Origin of the sequence: Actinomadura physcomitrii (genome assembly GCF_008923205.2) — a bacterium.
In the GTDB taxonomy this organism is placed as follows: Bacteria; Actinomycetota; Actinomycetes; order Streptosporangiales; family Streptosporangiaceae; genus Spirillospora; species Spirillospora physcomitrii.
In genome coordinates, this window is record NZ_WBMS02000008.1 from 124,215 (window position 1) to 147,475 (window position 23,261).

Genomic DNA, 23,261 nt, shown 5'->3' on the forward strand with positions numbered 1-23,261 from the left:
GATCACTCACGCACGCCAGCCTATGCCGCCCGCGGACCGCTTCCTCAGAGGGCCGCCAGCCGGCGGGGCTCCAGCCGGGTCTCCTTCGCGGTGCCGGGGCCGTCCGGCTCGACCCGGTAGGCGCCCGCGTCCTGCTTGTACGACACGGCCTGGACGAACTCGGTGCCGACGTAGTGCAGGCCGACCGACTCGTCCGCCGCGTAGCCGCCGGGCAGCGTGCCCTCGCCGACGAGCTGCTGCAGCAGCGGGCGGCGCTGCGGGTCGCTGTCGTAGTGCACCCCGCACGAGTACGGCAGGAAGCCGAGCCCGTCGGTGAGCGGCCGCAGCTGCGGGCCGAAGGAGTCGGTGTTGCCGCCGGCGTGCCAGCACAGCGCGCCTGCGCTCTGCCCGGACAGCACCACGCCCTCCTGCCACGCCTCCCGCATGATCTCGTCCAGCCCGTGCAGCCGCCACAGCGCGAGGAGGTTCGCGACGCTGCCGCCGGACACGTAGATCAGGTCCTGGGTGAGCAGGTGCTCGCGCATGTCGGCGACGCTCGGCATCGGGAACAGCGACAGGTGGCTGACCTCGGCGTCCAGCTGGGAGAACCCGGCGTAGAAGCGCGCGACGTACTCGGCGCCGTCGCCGACCGCCGTCGTCAGGAAGCACATCCGGGGACGGTCCTGCCCGGTCAGGTCGAGCGCGTAGCGCATCAGCGGGCTCGGCGCGACGCCCTCCCGGCCGTCCGGGACGAACGTGCCCCCGCCGATGGCGAGGATGTGCGGCTGTCCGTCGGTGCTCATTCGCCCTCCACGTCGGCATGCTCTCTCAATGTCACCGTATGGCCACCGGGCGGGAGCGGCCGCGACTTTAGCCAATCTTGGTCTCGGCGCGCCGCGGGCCCGCGCCCGAGGCGCGCCGGGAGCGCGCGCCTCAAAGGAGGGCGGCGAGCGCGGAGTCGACGTCCGGGTGCCGGAACCGGAACCCGGCCTGCTCCAGCCGCCGCGGCAGCACCCGCTGGCTGATCAGGGGGCCCTCGTCGGCGAAGTCGCGCAGCGCGGCCCGCAGCAGCGCCTTCGGGACGGCCAGCCGCGCCGGGCGGTGCAGTGCCCGCGCGAGCGCCGCGGTGTAGGCGGCGTTGGTCACCGGGTCCGGGGCGGTCAGGTTCACCGGCCCGGACACCTCGTGCTCGATCAGGAAGCGCAGCGCCGCGACCTCGTCGGCGAGCGAGATCCAGCTCGTCCACTGCGTGCCGTCGCCGAGCCGGCCGCCGACGCCGAGCCGGAACAGCGGCAGCGTCCGGCCGAGGATCCCGCCGCCGCGCGCCAGCACCACCCCGGTGCGCGGGTGGACGACCCGGACCCCCGCCTCCCGTGCGGGCGCGGCGGCGGCCTCCCAGTCGCGCACCAGCGCGGCGAGGAACCCGGTGCCCATCGGGGACTTCTCGTCGGCCTCCCGGCCGCCGGTGTCGCCGTAGAACCCGATCGCGGAGCCGCACACCAGCACCGGCGGGCGGCGGTCCGCCGCCGCGATCGCCTCCGCGAGCGTCCGGGTGCCGTTGAGCCGGCTGTCCCTGATCCGGCGCTTGTACGCCTTCGTCCACGGCCGGTCGCCGACGCCCGCGCCCGCCAGGTGCACGACGGCGTCGGCGCCCTCCAGCGCCGCCGCCTCCACGCAGCCGTCCGGCGGGGACCAGCGCGCCTCGTCGGGCGCCGACGGCTCGCGGCGCACCAGCCGCACGACGTCGTGCCCGTCCTCCCGCAGCGCCCGCGCCAGCGCCGATCCGATCAGGCCCGACGAGCCCGTCACGGTCACCCTCATGTCACCACCCTACGGTGACGGCGCCACCGAATGCTGAGATTCTCACCGCGGTCCCGGGTTTCCGCCGGGACGTTCCCGGAGTTCCCCGGAAACGCGCGAGACCCCGCCGCCCGCGTGGGGCGGCGGGGTCCCGGACGTGCGGAAGGGGTCAGAGGCCGAGGTCGGCCTCGAAGTTGCCCTCCTCCAGGCGGTGCTTGACGGTGCCGAGGAAGCGGGCGGCGTCGGCGCCGTCGATCAGCCGGTGGTCGTAGGTCAGCGCCAGGTAGACCATGGACCGGACGGCGATGACCTCGCCCAGCTCCGGGTCGTCGATGACGGCGGGGCGCTTGACGACGGCGCCGGTGCCGAGCATGCCGACCTGCGGCTGGTTGAGGATCGGGGTGTCGAACAGCGCGCCGCGGCTGCCGGTGTTGGTGAGGGTGAACGTGCCGCCGGACAGCTCGTCCGGGCTGACCTTGTTGGTGCGGGTCCGCTCGGCGAGGTCGGCGATCCGCTGCGCCAGGCCGCCGAGGTTCAGCTGCCCGGCGTTGTGCACGACCGGGACCATCAGGCCGCGCTCGGGCACGTCGACGGCGATGCCGAGGTTCTCCACGTCGTGGTAGGTGACCTCGTTGGTCTCGCTGTCGATGACGGCGTTGACCTTCGGGTGCGCCTTCAGCGCCTCGATGGTGGCGAGCGCGAAGAACGGCAGGAAGGACAGCTTGACGCCCTCGCGGGACTGGAAGTCGGCCTTGGCCTGCTCGCGCAGCCGCGCGATCTTGGTGATGTCGACCTCGACCACGGTGGTCAGCTGCGCCGACACCTGCAGCGACTCCACCATGCGGCGGGCGATCGTCTGCCGGATCCGCGACATCTTCTCGGTGCGGCCGCGCAGCGCGAGCTGCTCGGCCGGGGCGCCCTCGGGCGCCGGGGCCGCGTGCCGCCCGGCCGGACGGGCCGGAGCCGCCGGCGCGGCGGCGGGAGCGGCGGGCGCCTGCTGCTGCGCCTGCTGGCGGGCGGCCTGCGCCGCGCGCGCGGCCTCCAGCACGTCCTGCTTGCGGATCCGGCCGCCGACGCCGGTGCCCTTCACCGTGGACAGGTCCACGTCGTGCTCGGCGGCGAGCTTGCGGACCAGCGGCGTCACGTACGGGCCCTCGCCGGCGGGCGCGGCCTCCTGCGCGGGGGGCGCGGGCTGCTGGGCCGCCGGGGCCGGAGCCGGGGCCGCGGGCTGCTGCGGCGCGGGGGCGGGCGGCGCGGCGGGCTGCTGCTGCGCGGGCGGCGGCCATGCCGCGGGCGGCGGGGCCTGCTGCGCCTGCGCCTGCTGCTGGGGCTCGGGCTCGGGCTCGGGCTGCGGCGCCGGGGCCTGCTCCTGCGCCGGGGCCTCCTGCGCGGCGGGCGCCTGGTCCTGCGCCGGGGCGCCGGACGGGGCCTCGCCCTCGTCGCCGATGACGGCCAGCTCGGCACCGACCTCGACGGTCTCGTCCTCGGCGACGGTGATGCTGGTCAGGATGCCCGAGGCGGGCGAGGGGATCTCGGTGTCGACCTTGTCGGTCGACACTTCGAGAAGCGGCTCGTCGGTCTCGACGCGCTCACCCTCCTTCTTCAGCCAGCGGGTGACGGTGCCCTCGGTGACGCTCTCGCCGAGCTGGGGCATAGTGACGGAGACCGGCATGGCTCTCAGCGACTCCTTAGAGAAATACTGTGCGCGGTTGTGGTTCAGCCGTGCACGTGCAACGGCTTGCCGGCGAGCGCGAGATGCGCCTCGCCGACCGCCTCGGACTGGGTCGGGTGGGGGTGGATCAGCTGGGCGACCTCGCTCGGGAGGGCCTCCCAGTTGTAGATGAGCTGGCCCTCGGCGATCAGCTCGCCGACGCGCGCGCCGACCATGTGCAGGCCGAGGACCGGCCCGTCCACGGCCGCGATCACCTTGACCTCGCCCTGCGTGCCCAGGATCTTGCTCTTGGGGTTGCCGGCCAGGTCGTAGGTGACCTCGTTGATCTCGTACCCGCGCTCGCGGGCCACCGCGGAGGTGATGCCCACCGAGGCGACCTCGGGATCGGAGTAGGTGATGCGCGGCACGCCGTCGTAGTCGATCGGCGCGGGGGCGAGCCCGCCGAGCCGCTCGGCGACGAGGATGCCCTCGGCGAAGCCGACGTGGGCCAGCTGCGGCGTGGCGACCAGGTCGCCGACGGCCGAGATGGTGGGGACGCTGGTGCGGCAGTACTCGTCGACCTTGACGTAGCCGCGCTCCAGCTCGACGCCGGCCTCGGCGAGGCCGATGCCGTCGGAGACCGGCCCGCGGCCCACCGCCACGAGCAGCAGCTCCGCGTCGACGACCTTGCCGCCCTCCAGCGTGACGGAGATGCCGCCCTGGGTGGTCTTGGCGCTCTCGAACCGGGTGCCGAGCTCGAACTTGATGCCGCGCTTGCGGAACGCCCGCTCGAGCCGCTTGGAGCTGGACTCCTCCTCCAGCGGCAGCAGGTGCGGGAGGGCCTCGACGATGGTGACCTCGGCGCCGAACGAGCGCCACACGCTGGCGAACTCCACGCCGATGACGCCGCCGCCGAGGATGACGACCGAGCCCGGCACGTGCTCCAGCCGCAGCGCGTGGTCGCTGGAGATGACGCGCTCGCCGTCGATCTCCAGGCCGGGCAGCGACTTCGGCGCCGACCCGGTGCCGAGCACGATGTGCTGGGCCTCCAGCGCGCGGGTCTCGCCGGCGGGCGTGCGGACCTCGACGGTCGTCGGGCCGGCGAGCCGGCCCTCGCCGTGCACGACCTCGATGCCGCGCGACTTGATCAGCCCGGTGAGGCCCTTGACGGTCGTGGAGACGACCTTGTCCTTGTAGGCGTTCACGCCGGCGACGTCGATGCCCTCGAACACCGCCCTGACGCCGAACTTCGCGGCCTCGCGGGTCTGGTCCGCCACCTCGGCCGCGTGCAGCAGCGCCTTGGTGGGGATGCAGCCCCGGTTGAGGCACGTCCCGCCGAGCGACTCGTCCCGCTCGACGAGCGCGACCGACCTGCCGAGTTCGGCGGCGCGCAGCGCGCACGCGTAGCCACCGCTGCCGGCACCCAGGACCACGATGTCGTAGGGGCCGTTATTCGCCACTGGACGCTCCCTTTCCCGGAGACGGCACCGCGCGGGCCGCGGCGCCCTCGGGCGGGGCGAACCTGCAACGGGCCCCCACCGCCACGAGAGAATCTATTGTGTCCCGCCCCGGCCGGTGCCGGGCGGCCCCCGCGAAAACGCGGCGGCCCGGATCCCGGCGGCCCTACAGGATCCCGGCGGCGAGGTCCTCGGCGATCTGCACCAGCGTGCGGGTCGCCGCGCCGGTGCCGCCCTTCGGGGTGTACCCGTAGGCCTCGCCCTGCTGGAACGAGGGGCCGGCGATGTCGAGGTGCGCCCACTTCACGCCGTCCGGCACGAACTCCTTCAGGAACACGCCGGCGACCAGCATGCCGCCCCAGCGGTCGCCGCTGATGTTGGCGAGGTCGGCCACCGCCGAGTCGAGCCCCTTGCGCAGCTCGGCCGGCAGCGGCATGCCCCAGGAGGCCTCCCCGGCGCGCTCGGCCGCCGCCACCACCTTCTCACGGACGTCGTCGTCGTTGGCCATCACCCCGGTGGTCCGGCTGCCGAGCGCGACCAGCTGCGCGCCGGTCAGCGTCGCCACGTCGACGAGGAGGTCGGGGGAGTCCTCGCCGGCGCGGACCAGCGCGTCGGCGAGTACGAGACGACCCTCGGCGTCGGTGTTGAGGACCTCGACGGTCTTGCCGCCGTAGATGCGCAGCACGTCGGACGGGCGCTGGGCGCTGCCGCTCGGCATGTTCTCGGCGATCGCCATGTAGCCGACGACGTTGACCTTCGGGGCCAGCTCGGCGATGGCGGCCATCGCGCCGAGGACGGCGCCGGCGCCGCCCATGTCGGACTTCATCCAGTCCATGGAGCCGGTCGGCTTCAGCGACAGGCCGCCGGAGTCGAACGTGATGCCCTTGCCGACCAGCGCGAGCGTCTTGGACGCCTCGGGGTGGGCGTAGGCGAGCCGGACGAGGCGGGGCGGGTTCACCGAGCCCTGCCCGACGCCGGTGATGCCCCCGTAGCCGCCGTCGACCAGCGCCTTCTCGTCGAGCACCTCGATGCCGAGGCCGCTTTCGCGGGCGACCCGCTCGGCCTCGTTGGCGAGGTCCTCGGGGGTGAGGTCGGACGGCGGGGTGTTGACCAGGTCGCGGACCAGGTTGACGGCGTCGGCCAGCACGCGGGCGCGCTCCACGGCCACGTCGGTGGCGGCGGGGGCGGCGAGCCGGATCTCGGCGACGGGGCTCTTGTGCCCGTCGCCGGTCCGGTAGGAGTCGAAGGAGTAGGCGCCGAGCAGCGCGCCGAGCGCGACCGCCTCGGCCTCGGCGGCGTCCGCGGCGGGCAGCGCGACCGCTACCTTCCCGCTGCCGGCCAGCGCGCGGACGGCGGCGCCGGCGGCGCGGCGCAGGTCCTCGGCGGAGGGGGCCTCGCCCAGCCCGGCGGCGACGATCACCGGTGCGGTGGCGGCGCCCAGCGTGGGCAGCTTGGTGATCTCGCCGGGCTTGCCGGTGGCGCCGAGGGCGCCGAGCGCCGCGGCGAGCCTCCCGTCCAGGGCGCGGTCGAGGTCCTCGGCGCCGGCGGCGGGCGCGGCCCCCGCGTCCGCCGGGACGGCTCCGATCACGATGGCGTCGACGTCGAGGCCGGCCAGGTCTGCGCTGTCAAGTCCGATGCTCGTCACGTAGTCCGATGTTAGTCCTCCCGGTGACCGGTTTCGCCCTTTTGGATCAAGCATTGCCGGGGCCGGAACCTTGCCGCTGCCTGCCGCGATCGCCCCTCGGGCACGGGCGGGCGGGGGACCGGACGGGACGGGGGCCGGGCGCCCGCCGGAAGATCATCCGGTGTGCGGGCGGGGCGGTGCGGCGGGGCGCCCGGCCGGCGGAGGCGGCGCGCCCGGTGGCGGGACGCCGCGGGCGCGGCGCGTCCGCGCAGGTCACAGCGGTGCCGCGGATTTTCGGAGTGGCGCAACGGACCCTCTATTCACCTATTCCCATCGATTTAGTAGGTTTATGGCCGTGACCAGGAGAGACGACACCTGCGCGCCCCCCGCGGCGGCCCCCGTGCCGGCCGCGGGCGGTCGCCGGCCGCGCGCCGACCGGGCCCGCCAGGTCGCCGACGTCCTGCGCCGCCAGGTGCTCTACGGCGACCTGCGCAGCGGCGCGCTGCCCGCCGAGGCCGAGCTCGTCCGCGAGTTCGGCGCGTCCCGCAACACCGTCCGGGAGGCCCTCGCCCTGCTGCGCGCCGAGGGCCTGATCGAGCGCTGTCCCGGCGTCGGCACGCACGCCGTCGCCGAGAAGTACCCGCACGGGCTGGAGCGGCTGCTCGGCCTCGCCGAGACGCTGCGCGAGCACGGCGAGGTCGCCAACGAGGTGCGGCTGACCGGGCTGATCACCCCGTCCCGCGAGATCTCCTCCCGGCTCGGCACGCCCGGCGGCGAGCCGGTCGTCTACATCGAGCGGATCCGCCGGCTGAACGGGCTGCCGCTCTCCCTCGACCTCACCTACATCCCGCGCGACCTCGGCGAGCCGCTGCTGGCCGAGGACCTGGTCCGCAACGACATCTTCGTGCTGCTCGAGCGCATCGCGGGGCGGCCCCTCGGCCGCGCCGAGGTGATGCTCGAGGCGGTCAACGCCGACCCGCACTCCGCCGCGACGCTGGACGCCCCGCGCGGCGCCGCGCTGCTGATGCTCGAACGCCTCACCCACCTGTCGGACGGGCGCCCCGTGGACCTGGAGTTCATCCGCTTCCGCGGCGACCGGATCACGATGAGCGGCTCCATGAGCCGCGCCTGACCCCCTCCGGCCGCCCGGCCGGTGCCGCGCAGCGCCGCGCGGCGAGCCCCGCACGCCCGCACACCCCTGGAGGACCAATGTCCCTCGTGGAGAACCGCGCCGACGTCCCCGTGACGGTGGACGAGGCGCTCTGCATCGACGGCTGCACGCTGTGCATCGACGTGTGCCCGCTGGACGCCCTCGCCGTCCACCCGGAGACCGGCAAGGCGTACATGCACGTGGACGAGTGCTGGTACTGCGGGCCGTGCGCCGACCGCTGCCCGACCGGGGCCGTGACCATCGACATGCCCTACCTGCTGCGCTGAAGGAAGCCGATGAACGCGATGAAGACGACGCTGGCCGCGGCGGCCGCCCTCCTCCCGCTCGCGGCGGGCTGCACGGTGGCCGGGAACGCCGCCGACGGCGGGGGCGCGGGGCGGATCGTCGTGGGGTACCAGTCCAAGACCATCAACACCGTCACCGCCGGAACGCTGCTGCGCTCGCTCGGCTACTTCGAGAAGCGGCTGAAGGCGCTCGGGAAGCAGGACGGCACCGGCTACTCGGTGGTGTGGCGCGACTACGACACCGGCGCGCCGATCACCGCGCAGATGCTCGCCGGGAAGATCGACATCGGCTCGATGGGCGACTACCCGCTGCTGATCAACGGGTCCCGGGCGCAGGCGCAGGGCGGCGACGCGAAGACCTCGTGGGTGTCGGTGACCGGCTACAACATGCGCGGCTCGCTGAACGGCGTCGTCGTGGCCCCCGACTCGAAGGCGAAGACCCTGCGCGACCTCAAGGGGCAGACGGTCTCCACCAGCGTCGGCTCGGCGGGGCACGGCACGTTCGTCCAGGCGGCCCGCAAGTACGGGCTCGACCCCGCCAAGGACGTCAAGGTCGAGAACCAGCAGCCCACGGTGGGCGCGTCGGCGCTGCAGGCGGGGAGCGCGGCGGCGTTCGCGCAGTTCGTCGCCTGGCCGGGCCTGCTGGTGAACAAGGGCCAGGCCCGCCTGCTCTATGACGGCGGCCAGCTCGACGTGCCGACCTTCCATGGCGTGGTGGTGCGCAACCAGTTCGCCGAGAAGAACGGCAAGGTGCTCGACGCGTTCCTGCGCGCGCAGATCGACGCGACCAACTACCTGCACGCGCACCCGCTGGCGGCGGCCGAGTCGGTCGCGTCCACCACCGGGCTGCCCGCCGAGACCGTCTACCTCTACAACGGCGCGGGCGGCGTCGCCACCTTCGACCCCACCATCAAGCAGGGGCTGAAGGACGCGTTCGTGCACGACGTCCCGTTCCTGAAGTCGATCGGGGTCATCCAGACGCCGCTGGACGTCGGGCCCTTCATCAACGACGGCTACATCAGGAAGGCGTACGGCGCGTCCTACGACCACGACGCCGCGTCCACCGCCAACCCCGCCGCCATCACCGGGACCGACGAGGTGTGCAAGACCGAGGTGGACGACCCGAAGACCGCCGGCGAGGTGTGGGTGCAAGGCGAGGAGAGCACGCGCCCCGTCGCCGACCCGGTCTGCCTGCTGAAGAACGTGCGCGCGCTCAAGAGCCAGGGCAAGCGGCTCAGGGCCGTCTACATCCCCGACGCCACCACCGGCACCCGCTGGTTCGCGGACAAGGACGTGTGGGTCGAGGACCCGTCGGCGAAGGCGGGGGAGAGGTTCAAGCCGTTCGCCACGGACGAGGGCGCGCGCAAGTACGTCGCCGCGCATTCCGGCGCGAAGGTCGTCACCTACGACGAGGCGGTGAGGAACGCGTGAGCCGCCCCGTCCGCGCGAGCCGCCTCCCGCGCGCGAGCCGCCTCCTGCGCTGGCCCGTCCGCGCCGCCTCCATCCTGGCCGCGCTCGCGGTGTGGCAGCTGCTCACCGCCGCGAACGTCCGGCTGTGGGTCCGGTTCGACCGGTTCCCCGGCCCGGCCGACGTGCTGCACGAGTTCGGCCGGCAGGCCGAGCACGCCCAGTACTGGCAGGACGTCGCGCAGAGCCTCGTCCGCATCCTCACCGGGTTCGCGCTCGCCGCCGTCCTCGGCGTCGCCGCGGGCGTCGCGACCGCCCGGTCGCGGTGGGCGGGCGACCTGCTGCAGCCGCTGTTCGAGGTCGCCCGGCCGATCCCGGCGATCGCGCTGGTGTCGGTCGCGATCCTGCTGTTCCCCGCCAACGAGCAGGGCATCGTGTTCATCACCTTCGCCGCCGCGTTCTTCCCCGTCCTGGTCGGCACCCGGCACGCGGTGAAGGCCCTGCCGGTCGTGTGGGAGGACGCCGTCCGCACGCTCGGCGGCGGCCGGATCCGGGTGCTGCTCGGGGTCGTGCTGCCCGGGATCCTGCCCGGCGTGTTCGGCGGGCTGTCCATCGGGATGGGCGTCGCGTGGATCTGCGTGATCTCCGCCGAGATGATCTCCGGCGACTTCGGCGTCGGCTACCGGACCTGGCAGGCGTACACGATCGTCGACTACCCCGGCGTGCTCGTCGGGATGGCCACCATCGGGCTGCTCGGCTACCTCACCTCCGCCGCCGTGGAGCTGACCGGCCGCCGGCTGACCCGCTGGCTGCCGAGGGAGGACCGGTCATGAGCGGACTCGAACTGCGGGCCGAGGACGTGACGCTCGGCTACGGCGGCCGGGCCGTCGTCACCGGGCTCGACCTGACCGCCGAGGCCGGCGAGGTCCTCGCCGTGCTCGGCCCGTCCGGCTGCGGGAAGTCGACGCTGCTGCGCGCGTTCGCCGGGCTGCTGCCCGCCGCGTCCGGGCGGATCCTCGCCGGCGGCGAACCCGTCACCGGGCCGTCCGCCGACCGGGCGCTGATGTTCCAGGACGACGCGCTGCTGCCGTGGCGGACCGCGCGCCGCAACGTCGAGCTGGCGCTGTCGCTGCGCGGCGTCCGGCGGGCGGAGCGGCGCGCGGCGGCGGACCGCTGGCTGGCCCGGGTCGGCCTCGGCGACGCCGCCGGGCGGCTGCCGCGCGAGCTGTCCGGCGGGATGCGCCAGCGCGTCCAGCTCGCCCGCACCCTCGCCGCCGGGCCCCGCGCGATCCTCATGGACGAGCCGTTCGGCGCGCTCGACGCGCAGACCCGCGCGAGCATGCAGCGGCTCCTCCTCGACGTCCTCGCCGACGCGCCCGCGACCGTCGTGTTCGTCACCCATGACGTGGACGAGGCGCTGCTGGTCGGCCACCGGATCGCCGTCCTCGGCGCTGCCGGCGTCACCGCGCGGTTCCCCGCCGCAGCGACCCGCGACGAGGTCCTGGCGGCGCTCGGGGCGCGCACCGACACGAAGGAGACCGTGTGATGGAGATCCCCGCCGCGACCGAGCGGCGCGAGCTGAGCGCCGACGTGCTGGTGATCGGCGGCGGCACCGCCGGGACGATGGCCGCGATCACCGCCGCCGAGCACGGCGCGTCCGTGCTGCTGCTGGAGAAGGCGCACGTCCGGCACTCCGGGGCGCTCGCCATGGGCATGGACGGCGTGAACAACGCGGTCATCCCCGGCAAGGCGACGCCGGAGGACTACGTCGCCGAGATCACCCGCGCCAACGACGGCATCGTGAACCAGCGGACCGTCCACCAGACCGCCACCCGCGGGTTCGCGATGGTGAAGCGGCTCGAGAAGTACGGCGTGAAGTTCGAGAAGGACGAGCACGGCGAGTACGCGGTGCGCCGCGTCCACCGGTCCGGCTCCTACGTGCTGCCGATGCCGGAGGGCAAGGACGTCAAGAAGGTGCTGTACCGGGTGCTGCGGCAGCGGTCCATCCGGGAGAAGGTGACGATCGAGAACCGCGTGATGCCGGTGCGGGTCCTGACGTCCGGAGGGCGGGCCGTCGGCGCGGCGGGGTTCGATACCCGCAGCGGCGAGTTCGTCACCGTGTCGGCCGGCGCGGTGATCCTGGCGACGGGCGCGTGCGGGCGGCTCGGCCTGCCCGCGTCCGGCTACCTGTACGGGACGTACGAGAACCCGACCAACGCGGGCGACGGCTACGCGATGGCCTACCACGCGGGCGCCGAGCTGAGCGGCATCGAGTGCTTCCAGATCAACCCGCTCATCAAGGACTACAACGGGCCCGCCTGCGCCTACGTCGCCAACCCGTTCGGCGGCTACCAGGTGAACGCCGAGGGCACCCGGTTCGTCGACTGCGACTACTGGTCCGGGCAGATGATGTCCGAGGTCAAGCGGGAGATCGACTCCGCGCGCGGGCCGATCTACCTCAAGCTCACGCACCTGCCCGACGAGACGCTGACCGCGCTGGAGGGCATCCTGCACAGCACCGAGCGGCCGACCCGCGGCACGTTCCACGCGGGCCGCGGCCACGACTACCGCACGCACGACGTGGAGATGCACATCTCCGAGATCGGGCTGTGCGGCGGGCACTCGGCGTCCGGCGTCTGGGTGGACGAGAACGCCCGCACCACCGTCCCCGGCCTGTACGCGGCGGGCGACCTGGCCTGCGTGCCGCACAACTACATGATCGGCGCGTTCGTGTTCGGCGACCTCGCGGGCGCGCACGCGTCCGCGCATCTGCCGGCCGGCCGGGGCGGGCCGGCCGCGCTGCCCGAGGACCAGGTCCGCGCCGCGCACGAGCTGATCTACCGCCCGCTGCGCAACCCCGGCGGACCGCCGCAGCCGCAGGTCGAGTACAAGCTGCGCCGGTTCGTCAACGACTACGTCGCGCCGCCGAAGACGCGGACCAGGCTCGACATCGCCGTCGAGACCTTCGCGCGGATGGAGACCGAGATCGCCGCGATGGGCGCGCGGACCCCGCACGAGCTGATGCGCTGCGCCGAGGTCACCTTCATCCGCGACTGCGCCGAGATGGCCGCCCGGTCGTCCCTCACCCGCACCGAGAGCCGCTGGGGCCTCTACCACGACCGCGCCGACCTGCCCGAACGCGACGACGCCGCGTGGATGTACCACCTCAACCTGCGGCGCCGCGCCGACGGCGCGATGGAGTTCGTCAAGCGGCCCGTCGCCCCGTACCTGGTGCCGGTCGAGGAGTTCACCGTCCCGGAGGACGCCGAGCCGCAGGTGCTCGGCGCCGCCTCCGCCGCGCGGGTCGCCGCGTCCGCCCGCCCGGCCGCGCAGGCCCGCCCGGCGGCGTCGGTCGGACGGTCCCCGCGGCTGCTGGAACTGCAGCGGCTCGCCGAGACCCAGCCGGACGTCGGCGCGATCGCCGCCTACCTGTCCGACCCCGACCCGAAGGTGCGGCGCGCCGCCGTCGCCACCCTCACCGAGGTCGTGCCGGACGGCGTCGCCGGGGCCCTCGCCACCGCGCTCGCCGACGCGCACGGCTCCGTCCGGCACGCCGCCGCGACCGCGCTGCGCGAACTCGTCGAGGTGCTCCCGGCCACCGGGGAGGTCCGGGACGCGCTCAGCGGCGCCCTCGGCGTCCCGGACGCGCAGGTGCGCGCCGCGGTCCTGGACGTCCTGCGCGCGCTGCGCCTCGGCGGCCCGGACGTGTTCGCGGGCGCGCTCGGCGACCCCGACCACCGCGTCCGGCTGCAGGCCGTCCGCGGCCTGGTCGCGCACGACGCGGCGGACGCCATCGCGCGGGCGGCCGGCGACGCGTCCCGCGAGGTCCGGATCGCCGTCGCGCACGGGCTCGGCACGATCGGCGACCCGGCGGCGTCGGGCGCCCTCGGGCGGCTCGCCGAGGACGCCGACGACCTCGTCCGCGCCGCCGCGTTCGAGGCCCTCGCGGGCGTCGGATGCCCGCCGCCGCTGGACGGCGCCGCGGCCGCGGCGCTGCACGACCCGGCCTGGCAGGTCCGCGCGGGCGCCGCGCGGGGCCTCGCGGGCGCCGATCCGGGCGTCGCGTCCGTCCCGCTGATCAAGGCCCTGGACGACCCGCACCTGGACGTCCGCAAGGCCGCCGTGATCGCGCTGTCGGCGCACCCCCGCACCGCCGAGACCGTCGAGGCGCTGAGCGCCGCCCGGTCCGATCCGGACGCCGACGTGCGCGCCTACGCCCGCCGCGCCCTCGCGACCTAAGCCGTCAGGGGAGCGCCGCCAGGGCCAGCAGCGCGGCGGTCGTGGCGATCTCCACCAGCGCGCCGAGGACGTCGCCGGTGACGCCGCCCAGCCGCCGCACGGCGTGCCGGAGCATCAGCAGCGCGGCGCCCAGGCCGAGCACGACCGCCGCGAGCCCGTGCAGGGCGCCGCCGAGGCCGCCGGACGCCGCTCCGGCGGCTCCGGCGGCGACCAGGACCGCCCCGGTGACGGTGAGCGCGCCGCGCGCCGGGACGGTCCCCGCGACCAGCGCCCCCAGCCCGCCCGTACGGGCCGCCGGGACGCCCGCGCGGCACGCCCACGGCAGCGCGAGCCGCCCCGTCACCCCGGCGATCAGCGCCGCGACCGCGGCGTGCGGCGCCGATGCCAGCGCCGCGACCTGGACCAGCACGACGAGCAGCAGCGTGACGACGCCGAACGGGCCGATGTCCGACCGCTTCATGACGGCGAGCGCGTCCTCGGCGGGCCGCCCGCTGCCCAGGCCGTCCGCGAGGTCGGCGAGGCCGTCCAGGTGCAGCGCCCGGGTGAGCACCGCCGCCGCGCCCACCGCGAGCGCGGCGGCGAGCAGCCCGGACAGGTCGAGCGCGTCGCCCGCCAGCAGGACGGCCGCCGCCGCCCCTCCGGTGATCAGCCCGACGAGCGGCGCCGCCAGCATCGCCGACCGGGCCGTGTCCCGGCCCACCTCGGGCGCGCGCAGCGGGACGATCGTCAGCAGCGTCACCGCCAGCCGCAGCCCCGCCCCGGCGATTCTCACGGCAGCTCCAGCACGCGGCCCGCCACCACCAGCGCCGCCTCCTCCGACTCGGCGGCGAGCCGCTGGTTGACCAGCCCGAGCATGTCGCGGAACGCCCGTCCGGACGGTGTCGCGGGCACCAGCGACAACCCGACCTCGTCCGACACCGCGACCACCTGGGCCGCGGTGCCGCGCCACGCCTCGACCAGCGCGTCCAGCCTCGGCAGCACCCGCTGCGGGTCGTCCCACGCGCCCGACTCGTCCATCGCCGCCGCCAGCCACGTCCCGATGCCGTCCACCAGGACGGCCCCGGACGCCGAGGCCAGCACCTCCGCGAGGTCGGTCGTCTCGGCCGTCCGCCACCAGGCGGGACGGCGGCTCCGGTGCGCCTCGACCCGTGCGCTCCACTCCGCGTCGTCGTCGCGCACCGGGCCCGTCGCCACGTAGAGCACGTCGGGGCGGCCCGCCAGCCGCAGCTCCGCCTCCGCCGACTTCCCCGACCGCGACCCGCCGAGCAGCAGCGTCCGGAACGGGCCGTCCTGCGGCCGCACCCAGAACGCCATGCGCCGCTCCAGCTCCGCCGGGGACGGCATCCGGTGGTCCACGTGGACGGCCATGACGCGCGTCCCGGCCGCCACCGCCCCCACATGCCGCAGGTAGCCGAGGTGCTCGGGAGAACCCGCCAGGTCGAGCAGGACGGCGTCGTACCGCACGTCCTTCACGGGTTCCGGCCGGGCGCCCGGCCCGGCCGCCATCAGGACCCGGCCGCCGCCGGGGGCCCGGACGTCGAGCCCGCCGGGGACCTCCGTCCGGGCGAGGTCGTCCAGGGGAACGCCGTCGAGGAGCACGTCGGCCGGTTCGTGCCGCACCCCGGCGGCGCGGAGCCGCCCGCAGGACGCGCACCGGCAGCCTTCCCCGGGCCAGCCGCCCGGCGCGGCGATGCCGCGGAGTTCGATGTCCATATCGGTCCGAAACTCTACGGCCCGCCTGTATACGCTCACCTGGAAGGATCACGACCTCCCGGCAGAAGGAGACCCCCGGTGGGCAACCCCCCGACCCCGCCCTGGCCGGACCAGGGGCCGCAGCCGCCCTACGGCCCGCCTCCCGTGCCGCCGAACGCCCCAGGGCCCGGGCAGCCCGGTCCCGGGCCGGTGCCGCCCGTCCCGCCCGGCGGCGCGCCGCCGCCGGGCGTGCCGATGCCGCCGATCACCGTGCCGCCGCCCGGCGGGCAGCCCTGGCAGCCCGGCCCGCCGCCCCCGCCGCGCCGCGGCCCCGGCCTGCTGATCGCGCTGATCGCCGGCGGCCTCGTGCTGGTGCTCGCTGCGGTCGTCGCCGTCGTCGTGCTCACCGGAGATGACGGCGGGGACGGCGGTGACCGCGCGGACGGCGGCGGATCCGACGGCACGAGCCTGCAGGTCGGCAAGATCGCCGGCGGGGCGGAGGCCATCCCGAACGCCGACGGCAGCCTCACCATGGCCAGGCCCGGCGTCACGTCCCCGGTCGTCGACATCTACGAGGACTTCTCCTGCCCGCCCTGCGGCAACTTCGACCGCACCAACGACCCGATGCTCAAGCAGGTCGCCGTGGCGGGCGAGGCGAAGGTCGTCTTTCACCCCATGGTCATCTTCGGGGAGGGCACCGAACCGCAGCACGGCAACTCCACCCGCGCCGCGTCCGCGCTGCGCTGCGTCCGCGAAGGCGCCCGCTGGCTGTCCTACCAGGACGCCCTCTACGCGCACCAGCCGTCCGAGAGCACCCAGGGCTACGCCACCTCCGACCTCCTCGACTGGGCCGCGCCCCTCGGCCTCACCGGCGACGACTTCAGATCCTGCGTCACCGGGCAGCGCTACGCCTCCGACGTCGGCCGGGTCAGCCAGACCTACATCTCGACCGGAGTGCAGGGGACGCCGTCGGTGCGGGTGAACGGCCGGCTGCTCGACTCGTCCGACACCCAGTCGCCGGACGCCCTGCGGCGCGCCATCGAGGCCGCCTCCTGACCGGAGCGGCTAGTCTCACCCGCGACGAGGGAGGTCGAGCGCGATGGCGTGGATCTGGCGTTTGGAGAAGACCGACGGGCAGGCGGTCGGCACGTCCGAGGAGACCTTCTCCACCCAGTCGGACGCGGAGAGCTGGCTGGGCGAGAACTGGCGGGGCCTGCGCGCCGGCGAGGTCGACAAGGTGACGCTGCTGGACGGCGAGACCGTCGTCTACGGGATGAGCCTGCAAGACCCGGAGTGACGCCGGACGGCCGCCGGAAGAAGCGCAAGGGGCCGCGGGACGCCTGTCCCGCGGCCCCTCGCCGTCCGGCGGGCGCGCCTCAGCTCACGGGCGGGTGCGCGGGCTGACGGTCTTCGACGCGTCCCGGATCACGACGTCGCCGAGCACGTCGTCGATCCGCTTCAGCACGTCGGCGTCCAGCTTCACCCCGGCCGCCTTGACGTTGTCGGCGACCTGCTCCGGACGCGACGCGCCGATGATCGCCGCCGACACGTTCGGGTTCTGCAGCGTCCACGCGATCGCCAGCTGCGCCATCGACAGCCCGAGGTCGTCGGCGATCGGCCTCAGGTTCTGCACGCGGGTCAGCAGGTCGTCGTTCAGGTAGCGCTTCACCATGTCCGCGCCGCCCTTGTCGTCGGTCGCGCGCGACCCCTCCGGCACCGGCTGCCCCGGCTTGTACTTGCCGGTCAGCACGCCCTGCGCGATCGGCGACCAGACGATCTGGCCGACCCCCTCGCGCTCGCACAGCGGCACGACCTCCTCCTCGATGACCCGCCACAGCATCGAGTACTGCGGCTGGCTCGAGACGATCCGGTCGAACCCCATCTCATCGGCGATCTTCAAAGCGCGCTCGATCTGCTCCGCGCGCCACTCCGACACGCCGACGTACAGCACCTTGCCCTGCCGGACGAGGTCGTCGAACGCGCGGAGGGTCTCCTCCAGAGGCGTCTCGTGGTCGAACCGGTGGGCCTGGTAAAGGTCGACGTAGTCGGTGCCGAGACGGCGCAGCGAGCCGTTGATCGACTCCATGATGTGCTTGCGGGACAGCCCCCGGTCGTTCGCGCCGGGCCCGGTGGGCCAGTAGACCTTCGTGAAGATCTCCAGACCCTCGCGGCGCTGCCCCTTCAGGGCGCGGCCGAGGACCTCCTCGGCGCGCGTCCCGGCGTAGACGTCCGCGGTGTCGAACGTGGTGATCCCCTCGTCGAGGGCCGCGCGCACGCACGCGCGCGCCGCGTCCTCCTCGACCTGGGAGCCGTGGGTGAGCCAGTTGCCGTACGCGATTTCGCTGATCTTCAGACCGCTGCGGCCCAGGTATCGGAACTCCATGCCCACGACCCTAGCCCGGCGGAGATCACCGCCGGTCCGGGCGGGGCGGGAACACTCCCCGGCCCGCGGGGGACGGCCGCGCCGTCAGACCTTGTCCTTCTCGCCGATCTTCACCTGCGGCCCGGGCACCCGCAGCCGGCGGATCTGCATCGCGCGCATCGCCGCGTACAGCCCGACGCCCTTGGTGTCCTCGCCCGGGTGCCGCTCGGCGGCGAGTTTCTTGACGCCCCGGCTCAGCAGCAGCCCCTCGCCGAACACCACGACCAGCAGCAGCGGCGGCGCGAACAGCACCAGCAGCTTTGCCGCCGGGATCGGCAGCAGGCTCAGCAGCACGATCGCGAACATCGCGTACATGAGGTACGAGCCGACGGTGCGGCGCGCGTCCACGTAGTTGCGGGCGAGGCGCCGGACCGGGCCCTTGTCCCGCTTGAGGAGGTACTTCTCGTCCCCCCGGGCCATGCCGGCGCGGGCGCGCTGGCGCTCGTCCGCCTGCCGCTCGCGCACCTTCTTGTAGGCCTCCTTGCGGGTGGCCGGCGCGGTGATCGGCTGGCGGCGGCGCTTCTCGGCCTCGGCGCGCTTCGGCGTGGGCCGCCCCTTGCCTCCCGGCTTCGGCGTTACTACCTGAGGAGGATTCGGCGGGGCTTCCGGGGTACGACGCTTGAACACGGGGTCAGCCTACCGGCTGCGAACATCGTGGCTGCCTCGCGCGTTAACGCGTAGGGTGATAAGAACCCCAGCAGTGGTCATTGAGCCCAGTATGCGACTGAGGCACAGCACGAAGGGACCGGCGCCGCGCGATGAGCGTGATGAAAAGAATGTCGATGATCTTCAAGGCCAAGGCCAACAAGGCCCTGGACCGGGCCGAGGATCCTCGCGAGACGCTCGACTACTCCTACCAGCGCCAGCTGGAGATGCTGCAGAAGGTCCGTCGGGGGGTCGCCGATGTCGCCACCTCGCGCAAGCGTCTCGAGCTGCAGATCAACCAGCTCGAGCAGCAGCAGAACAAGCTGACCGACCAGGGCAAGAAGGCGCTGCAGGTGGGCCGCGAGGACCTCGCCCGCGAGGCGCTGACCCGCCGGTCCGGGCTGGACTCCCAGCTCAACGACCTGCGCGCGCAGTACCAGCAGCTGCAGGGCGAGGAGGAGAAGCTGACGCTCGCCTCCCAGCGGCTGCAGGCCAAGGTCGACTCCTTCCGCACCCGCAAGGAGACGATCAAGGCGACGTACACCGCCGCCGAGGCGCAGACCAAGATCAACGAGGCGTTCTCCGGCATCTCCGAGGAGATGGGCGACGTCGGCCTGGCGATCCAGCGCGCCGAGGAGAAGACCGAGAACATGAAGGCGCGCGCCGGCGCCATCGACGAGCTGCTCGCCTCCGGGGCGCTCGAGGACTTCTCCGGCCCCCGCGACGACATCCAGGCCGAGCTCGACCGGATGGGCTCCGGCCCCGGCGTCGACCTCGAGCTGGAGCGGCTGAAGGCCGAACTCGGCCAGGGCCCGGCGCCCAAGGAGCTGAACCAGGGCTCGCCCACCGCCCAGCCGCAGCAGCACCAGCAGGACGCCCCGCAGCAGGCCCCGTGGCCGCAGCAGCCCGGGGGTGCGCAGTGATCGTCCGCCTCATGGGCGAGGGGCAGCTGGACGTCGCCGACGGCGACCTGGCGGCGCTCAACACCCTCGACGGCGAACTCGAGTCGGCCATCGAGACCGGCGACGAGACGGCGTTCCGCGCCGCGCTGCACGCCCTGCTGGAGAGCGTGCGCAAGGTCGGCAAGCCGCTGCCGGCCGACAGCCTGGCCCCGTCGGAGCTGATCCTGCCGCCGGCGGACGCGGCGATCGACGAGGTGCGCGCCATGCTCGGCGACGAGGGGCTGATCCCGGACTAGTTCCCTGGCCGCCAGGCCGGGCGGCCAGGGACCGGTCGTCCTCCAGGGCGATGCGCGCGGGACTCCGGCGGTGCCCGGCACAAAACCCGGGGCTCGCGCGTTCACACAAGTGAATCGGGGAAAGAAAAACTGGGGGTTGCCGGATGGCCTCGACGCGTTACGCCTCTGACCGGGGGCTGACGTCACGCATGCTCGTGACCATGTTCCTGCTGGGGCTGGTCTACGTCGTCTTCGTGACGGCGTTCTTCGTGATCTCTCCGCAGTTCGGGGCGATCGCCCTCGTCATCGCGCTGGCGTTCCTGTTCGCGCAGTACTTCTTCTCCGACAAGCTGACGATGTTCGCCATGCACGGCCGGACCGTCTCGCCGGAGGAGGCGCCCGAGCTGCACGGCGTGATCGACCGGATCTGCGCCATGTCGGACGCGCCGAAGCCGCGCGTCGCCGTCGCCGACACCGACGTGCCGAACGCGTTCGCGACCGGCCGCAACCAGAAGAAGGCCGTGGTCTGCGTGACCACCGGGCTGCTGCGCCGGCTCGACCCGGTCGAGCTGGAGGGCGTGCTCGCGCACGAGATGGCGCACGTCGCGCACAAGGACGTCGCGGTCATGACGATCGCCTCGTTCCTCGGCATCTGCGCCGGTCTGATCACCCGGTTCGGCCTCGAGTGGGGCCTGTGGGGCGGCTTCAACCGCCGCGACAACGACCAGAACACCGGGATGATCCTGCTCGCCGTGGTAGCGGTCAGCGCCGTCGCCTACGCGGTCAGCTTCCTGCTCACCCGGGCGCTGTCGCGCTACCGGGAGCTGTCGGCCGACCGGGCCGCCGCGCTGCTGACCGGCCGCCCGTCCGCGTTGGCCAGCGCGCTGACGAAGGTGTCCGGCGAGATCGCCCGGATTCCGACCAACGATCTGCGGCAGGCGCAGGCGTTCAACGCCTTCTTCTTCACCCCGGCGTTCGGCAAGGGCTTCACCATCTCGCACCTGTTCTCCACCCACCCGTCGCTGGACAGGCGGCTCGCGCAGCTGTCGAAGATCTCCGACCAGCTCAGCAGGGGAGTCTGATCCGTGGGTTTCCTGGACACGCTGCTCGGCCGGTCCAAGCCGGTCAAGCCGGACCTGGACCGGCTCTTCGGGCTGTCCACGGCCGCGATCACGCTGGAGGCCGCCACGGGGTTCACGCCGACCGGCCTCGGCTCGGTCTGCTTCCGGGCGGCCGAGGGCGGCGCGTTCGCGCGGCTGCAGGCCGAGGTCCAGGAGCTGCTGGACGCCGACGAGGGCCCCAAGGTCGAGATCAGCAACGATTCCTACGGGTACACGTGGCTGCTCGCGACGCACCCGCCGGAGGAGCTGCCCGACCTGGTCACCGACCTGCACGCGGTGAACTCCACGCTGGAGTCCGGCGGGTTCGGCCCGCACCTGCTGTGCTCGCTGGCCGGCTTCCGCGGCCCGGACGGGCAGCGGCTCGCGCTCGTCTACCTGTACAAGCGCGGCACCTTCTACCCGTTCGCGCCGCTGCCCGGAGACAAGCGCGACAACGCGCTGGAGCTCCAGGTGCGCGGCGCGGTCGGCGCCGACCTGCCCTTCGAGCAGGACCTCGGCCGCTGGTTCCCGGTATGGGGCGCCCCCGGCCTGTGACGCCTCCCGGAACCCGTTCCGAAACGCCCTGATCCATGTTCCGATGCGGGGTATGTCTGTGATCTGAAGCCACGGTCGGTTCATGCGGGAGGCGTAATGACCGGACGTCCCTGGGACCATGCCCGCCACTGCGACGCGCTGGAGGCGGAGGCCGCCGCGTTCGCCGAGGTCGCGGCGGGCGCCGATCTCGAGGAGGACGTGCCGTCCTGTCCCGGCTGGTCGGTCGCCGAGCTGGTCCGCCACCTCGGCGCCATACACCGGTGGGCGGGCGGCACCGTCCGGGTGGGCGCCCCGCGCCGGCTGAGCCTGCGCGAGCTGGGCGTCTCGTTCCCGGTGGTCCCGGGCGACCACCTGCCCTGGTACGAGGAGGGCGCGCGGCGGCTGCTGGAGATCCTGCGGGCCGCCGACCCGGACGCGCCCGTGTGGGCCTGGGGCGTCGACCAGCACGCCCGGTTCTGGTCGCGGCGGATGCTGTTCGAGACCGCCGTGCACCGCGCCGACCTGGAGATCGCGTGCGGCCGGGTGCCCGCCGTCGCGCCCGAGGCGGCCGCCGACGGGATGGACGAGCTGCTGGAGAATCTGGAGCGGGCCGCCGCGTTCGCGCCCAAGGTCGAGAACCTGCGCGGCGACGGCGAGGTCCTCGCCTTCGACGCCGCCGACCTCGGCTCCCGCCGGCTGCTCCGGCTCCTGCCGGACCGCTTCGAGTGGACCCGCCACGACGGCGGCGAGAACGCCGGCGGCGCCGACGCGACGGTCCGCGGCAGCGCCTCCGACGTCTTCCTGTTCCTGTGGGGCCGCCGCAAACTCGGCGACCCCGCCCTGGAGTTCACCGGTGACGACGACCTGCTCGTCCACTGGGTGGAGAACTCTGCGATCTAGATCTACGGAAGCGCGAGCATCCGGTCGAGGGCGGCGCGGGCGTTGCGGGCGGTGTCCTCGTCGACGGTGATCACGTTCTCGGCCTCGCCGCGCACCAGCGACTCCAGCGACAGGACCAGGTGCGGCAGGTCGATGCGGTTCATCGTGGAGCAGTAGCAGACGGTCTTGTCGAGGAACATGACGTTCTTGTCCGGGTGGGCGTTCGCGAGGCGCCGGACGAGGTTCAGTTCGGTGCCGACGGCCCACGACGTGCCGGGCTCGGCGGCCTCGATCGTCTTGATGATGTACTCGGTCGAGCCGATCTGGTCGGCGGCGGTGACGACCTCGTGCCGGCATTCGGGGTGGACGAGGACGTTGACGCCGGGCACGCGGGCGCGGACCTCGTCCACCGACTCCTTGCTGAACCGGCCGTGCACCGAGCAGTGCCCGCGCCAGAGGATCATCCTGGCGTCGCGGAGCTGCTGGTGGGTGAGACCGCCCTCGCGGCGGTGCGGGCTGTAGACGACGCAGTCGTCCAGCGAGAAGCCCATCTCCAGGACGGCGGTGTTGCGGCCGAGGTGCTGGTCGGGCAGGAACAGCACCTTCTTCCCCTTGGAGTAGGCCCAGTCCAGGGCGCGCTTGGCGTTGGACGAGGTGCACACCACGCCGCCGTGCCGGCCGACGAAGCCCTTGATGTCGGCCGAGGAGTTCATGTACGTGACCGGGACGACCTCGTCGGCGACCCCCGCGTCCTCCAGGACGTCCCAGCACTCCTCGACCTGGTCGAAGGTCGCCATGTCGGCCATGGAGCAGCCGGCGCCGAGGTCGGGCAGGATCACCTTCTGGTGCGGCGCGGTGAGGATGTCGGCGGACTCGGCCATGAAGTGCACGCCGCAGAACACGATGTAGGGCGCCTCGGGCCGGGCGGCGGCCTGCTGCGCGAGCTTGAACGAGTCGCCGGTGACGTCGGCGAACTGGATGACCTCGTCGCGCTGGTAGTGGTGGCCGAGGACGAACACCTGGTCGCCGAGGGCGGCCTTGGCGGCGCCGGCCCGCTCGACCAGCGCGGGGTCGGACGCGGGCGGCAGCTCGCCGGGGCAGTCCACACCGCGCTCGCTCGCCGGGTCGGAGCCCTCGCCGAGGAGCAGCAGCGGAAGGTCGCGCACTGGGGTGGACACGGGAGTCTCCCTCCTGCGACGG

The 23,261-nt window shown here is 73.9% G+C and carries 23 protein-coding genes; 13 read left to right on the forward strand and 10 right to left on the reverse strand.

Translation table 11 applies throughout. The features are described 5' to 3' along the window. Positions 1-44: 44 nt before the first annotated feature. The 5 genes from F8568_RS12410 to F8568_RS12430 form a co-directional block, all read right to left on the reverse strand. Positions 45-782 carry a Type 1 glutamine amidotransferase-like domain-containing protein gene (locus F8568_RS12410; RefSeq protein ID WP_151593683.1) on the reverse strand — a complete coding sequence of 246 codons (738 nt, stop codon included), beginning with the start codon at positions 780-782 and terminating at the stop codon, positions 45-47. Between the two features lie 130 nt (positions 783-912). Continuing rightward, positions 913-1,800, reverse strand: a complete 888-nt coding sequence (locus tag F8568_RS12415; protein ID WP_151593684.1) for a TIGR01777 family oxidoreductase — start codon at positions 1,798-1,800, stop codon at positions 913-915. A gap of 148 nt (positions 1,801-1,948) precedes the next feature. After that, complete coding sequence (sucB, locus tag F8568_RS12420; protein WP_151593685.1) at positions 1,949-3,451, reverse strand: 2-oxoglutarate dehydrogenase, E2 component, dihydrolipoamide succinyltransferase; 1,503 nt, start codon at positions 3,449-3,451, stop codon at positions 1,949-1,951. Between the two features lie 44 nt (positions 3,452-3,495). Beyond that, entirely contained in the window at positions 3,496-4,890 is a 1,395-nt protein-coding gene (gene lpdA / locus F8568_RS12425) for a dihydrolipoyl dehydrogenase (RefSeq protein WP_151593686.1), read from the reverse strand. 163 nt (positions 4,891-5,053) lie between these two features. Further along, entirely contained in the window at positions 5,054-6,586 is a 1,533-nt protein-coding gene (locus F8568_RS12430) for a leucyl aminopeptidase (protein WP_151593687.1), read from the reverse strand. Between the two features lie 280 nt (positions 6,587-6,866). Here F8568_RS12430 and F8568_RS12435 point away from each other — a divergent pair, with 280 nt between their 5' ends. From F8568_RS12435 to F8568_RS12460, 6 genes are all read left to right on the forward strand, one after another. Beyond that, positions 6,867-7,643 carry a GntR family transcriptional regulator gene (locus F8568_RS12435; RefSeq protein WP_328600839.1) on the forward strand — a complete coding sequence of 259 codons (777 nt, stop codon included), beginning with the start codon at positions 6,867-6,869 and terminating at the stop codon, positions 7,641-7,643. Between the two features lie 77 nt (positions 7,644-7,720). Continuing rightward, entirely contained in the window at positions 7,721-7,948 is a 228-nt protein-coding gene (locus F8568_RS12440) for a 4Fe-4S dicluster domain-containing protein (RefSeq protein WP_151593689.1), read from the forward strand. A gap of 9 nt (positions 7,949-7,957) precedes the next feature. Continuing rightward, on the forward strand, positions 7,958-9,397 hold the full coding sequence (locus F8568_RS12445; RefSeq protein WP_202124841.1) for an ABC transporter substrate-binding protein: 1,440 nt from the start codon (positions 7,958-7,960) through the stop codon (positions 9,395-9,397). Next, positions 9,394-10,206, forward strand: a complete 813-nt coding sequence (locus F8568_RS12450) for an ABC transporter permease (protein ID WP_151593690.1) — start codon at positions 9,394-9,396, stop codon at positions 10,204-10,206. The genes F8568_RS12445 and F8568_RS12450 overlap by 4 nt, the downstream gene beginning before the upstream one ends. Continuing rightward, positions 10,203-10,919 carry an ABC transporter ATP-binding protein gene (locus F8568_RS12455; RefSeq protein ID WP_151593691.1) on the forward strand — a complete coding sequence of 239 codons (717 nt, stop codon included), beginning with the start codon at positions 10,203-10,205 and terminating at the stop codon, positions 10,917-10,919. Before F8568_RS12450 ends, F8568_RS12455 begins: the two co-directional genes overlap by 4 nt. Then, positions 10,919-13,612, forward strand: a complete 2,694-nt coding sequence (locus F8568_RS12460) for a fumarate reductase/succinate dehydrogenase flavoprotein subunit (protein WP_151593692.1) — start codon at positions 10,919-10,921, stop codon at positions 13,610-13,612. The genes F8568_RS12455 and F8568_RS12460 overlap by 1 nt, the downstream gene beginning before the upstream one ends. 4 nt (positions 13,613-13,616) lie before the next feature. Here the strand turns inward: F8568_RS12460 and F8568_RS12465 are convergent, their stop codons facing one another. After that, positions 13,617-14,384, reverse strand: a complete 768-nt coding sequence (locus F8568_RS12465; protein ID WP_328600840.1) for an adenosylcobinamide-GDP ribazoletransferase — start codon at positions 14,382-14,384, stop codon at positions 13,617-13,619. Next, a complete protein-coding gene (locus F8568_RS12470; RefSeq protein WP_151593693.1) occupies positions 14,381-15,325 on the reverse strand; it encodes a bifunctional adenosylcobinamide kinase/adenosylcobinamide-phosphate guanylyltransferase in 945 nt (314 codons plus the stop codon). The genes F8568_RS12465 and F8568_RS12470 overlap by 4 nt, the downstream gene beginning before the upstream one ends. 78 nt (positions 15,326-15,403) lie before the next feature. Here F8568_RS12470 and F8568_RS50315 point away from each other — a divergent pair, with 78 nt between their 5' ends. Both F8568_RS50315 and F8568_RS12480 read left to right on the forward strand, forming a co-directional pair. Then, complete coding sequence (locus F8568_RS50315; protein ID WP_160573600.1) at positions 15,404-16,360, forward strand: DsbA family protein; 957 nt, start codon at positions 15,404-15,406, stop codon at positions 16,358-16,360. 43 nt (positions 16,361-16,403) lie between these two features. Beyond that, positions 16,404-16,601, forward strand: coding sequence for a hypothetical protein (locus F8568_RS12480; RefSeq protein WP_151593694.1), 198 nt, complete (start codon positions 16,404-16,406; stop codon positions 16,599-16,601). A gap of 84 nt (positions 16,602-16,685) precedes the next feature. On the opposite strand, the gene F8568_RS12485 is transcribed toward F8568_RS12480, so the two are convergent. Together F8568_RS12485 and F8568_RS12490 are read right to left on the reverse strand one after the other, a co-directional pair. After that, the gene (locus F8568_RS12485) at positions 16,686-17,687 is read right to left on the reverse strand and encodes an aldo/keto reductase family protein (RefSeq protein WP_151593695.1); all 1,002 of its coding nucleotides are present in this window, start codon (positions 17,685-17,687) and stop codon (positions 16,686-16,688) included. 84 nt (positions 17,688-17,771) lie between these two features. Then, positions 17,772-18,353, reverse strand: coding sequence for a DUF3043 domain-containing protein (locus F8568_RS12490; protein ID WP_151593696.1), 582 nt, complete (start codon positions 18,351-18,353; stop codon positions 17,772-17,774). A 131-nt stretch (positions 18,354-18,484) separates the two neighbouring features. Between F8568_RS12490 and F8568_RS12495 the strand changes: the two genes are divergently transcribed. The 5 genes from F8568_RS12495 to F8568_RS12515 all read left to right on the forward strand — a co-directional run bounded on the left by F8568_RS12495 (position 18,485) and on the right by F8568_RS12515 (position 22,082). Further along, positions 18,485-19,294 (forward strand): PspA/IM30 family protein, encoded by an 810-nt coding sequence (locus F8568_RS12495; protein WP_202124842.1) that lies wholly within the window; start codon positions 18,485-18,487, stop codon positions 19,292-19,294. Continuing rightward, on the forward strand, positions 19,291-19,569 hold the full coding sequence (gene pspAA, locus F8568_RS12500) for a PspA-associated protein PspAA (RefSeq protein ID WP_151593698.1): 279 nt from the start codon (positions 19,291-19,293) through the stop codon (positions 19,567-19,569). The genes F8568_RS12495 and pspAA overlap by 4 nt, the downstream gene beginning before the upstream one ends. A gap of 143 nt (positions 19,570-19,712) precedes the next feature. Then, positions 19,713-20,630 carry a zinc metalloprotease HtpX gene (htpX, locus tag F8568_RS12505; RefSeq protein WP_151593699.1) on the forward strand — a complete coding sequence of 306 codons (918 nt, stop codon included), beginning with the start codon at positions 19,713-19,715 and terminating at the stop codon, positions 20,628-20,630. A 3-nt stretch (positions 20,631-20,633) separates the two neighbouring features. After that, the gene (gene pspAB, locus F8568_RS12510) at positions 20,634-21,203 is read left to right on the forward strand and encodes a PspA-associated protein PspAB (protein ID WP_151593700.1); all 570 of its coding nucleotides are present in this window, start codon (positions 20,634-20,636) and stop codon (positions 21,201-21,203) included. Between the two features lie 96 nt (positions 21,204-21,299). Beyond that, entirely contained in the window at positions 21,300-22,082 is a 783-nt protein-coding gene (locus tag F8568_RS12515; protein ID WP_151593701.1) for a maleylpyruvate isomerase family mycothiol-dependent enzyme, read from the forward strand. Between the two features lie 2 nt (positions 22,083-22,084). Here the strand turns inward: F8568_RS12515 and nadA are convergent, their stop codons facing one another. Beyond that, positions 22,085-23,239 (reverse strand): quinolinate synthase NadA, encoded by a 1,155-nt coding sequence (gene nadA, locus F8568_RS12520; RefSeq protein ID WP_151593702.1) that lies wholly within the window; start codon positions 23,237-23,239, stop codon positions 22,085-22,087. Positions 23,240-23,261 lie beyond the last annotated feature (22 nt).

What these genes read in the sequence shown, in the direction of transcription:
- htpX (WP_151593699.1), top strand. Translation starts at nt 19,713, where the DNA reads ATGGCCTCGACGCGTTACGCCTCTGACCGGGGGCTGACGTCACGCATG.
- F8568_RS12445 (WP_202124841.1), top strand. Translation starts at nt 7,958, where the DNA reads ATGAACGCGATGAAGACGACGCTGGCCGCGGCGGCCGCCCTCCTCCCG.
- F8568_RS12455 (WP_151593691.1), top strand. Translation starts at nt 10,203, where the DNA reads ATGAGCGGACTCGAACTGCGGGCCGAGGACGTGACGCTCGGCTACGGC.
- F8568_RS12515 (WP_151593701.1), top strand. Translation starts at nt 21,300, where the DNA reads ATGACCGGACGTCCCTGGGACCATGCCCGCCACTGCGACGCGCTGGAG.
- F8568_RS12485 (WP_151593695.1), bottom strand. Translation starts at nt 17,687, where the DNA reads ATGGAGTTCCGATACCTGGGCCGCAGCGGTCTGAAGATCAGCGAAATC.
- F8568_RS12415 (WP_151593684.1), bottom strand. Translation starts at nt 1,800, where the DNA reads ATGAGGGTGACCGTGACGGGCTCGTCGGGCCTGATCGGATCGGCGCTG.
- F8568_RS12440 (WP_151593689.1), top strand. Translation starts at nt 7,721, where the DNA reads ATGTCCCTCGTGGAGAACCGCGCCGACGTCCCCGTGACGGTGGACGAG.
- F8568_RS12470 (WP_151593693.1), bottom strand. Translation starts at nt 15,325, where the DNA reads ATGGACATCGAACTCCGCGGCATCGCCGCGCCGGGCGGCTGGCCCGGG.
- F8568_RS12430 (WP_151593687.1), bottom strand. Translation starts at nt 6,586, where the DNA reads ATGCTTGATCCAAAAGGGCGAAACCGGTCACCGGGAGGACTAACATCG.
- sucB (WP_151593685.1), bottom strand. Translation starts at nt 3,451, where the DNA reads ATGCCGGTCTCCGTCACTATGCCCCAGCTCGGCGAGAGCGTCACCGAG.
- F8568_RS12495 (WP_202124842.1), top strand. Translation starts at nt 18,485, where the DNA reads ATGAGCGTGATGAAAAGAATGTCGATGATCTTCAAGGCCAAGGCCAAC.
- F8568_RS12460 (WP_151593692.1), top strand. Translation starts at nt 10,919, where the DNA reads ATGGAGATCCCCGCCGCGACCGAGCGGCGCGAGCTGAGCGCCGACGTG.
- F8568_RS12480 (WP_151593694.1), top strand. Translation starts at nt 16,404, where the DNA reads ATGGCGTGGATCTGGCGTTTGGAGAAGACCGACGGGCAGGCGGTCGGC.
- F8568_RS12410 (WP_151593683.1), bottom strand. Translation starts at nt 782, where the DNA reads ATGAGCACCGACGGACAGCCGCACATCCTCGCCATCGGCGGGGGCACG.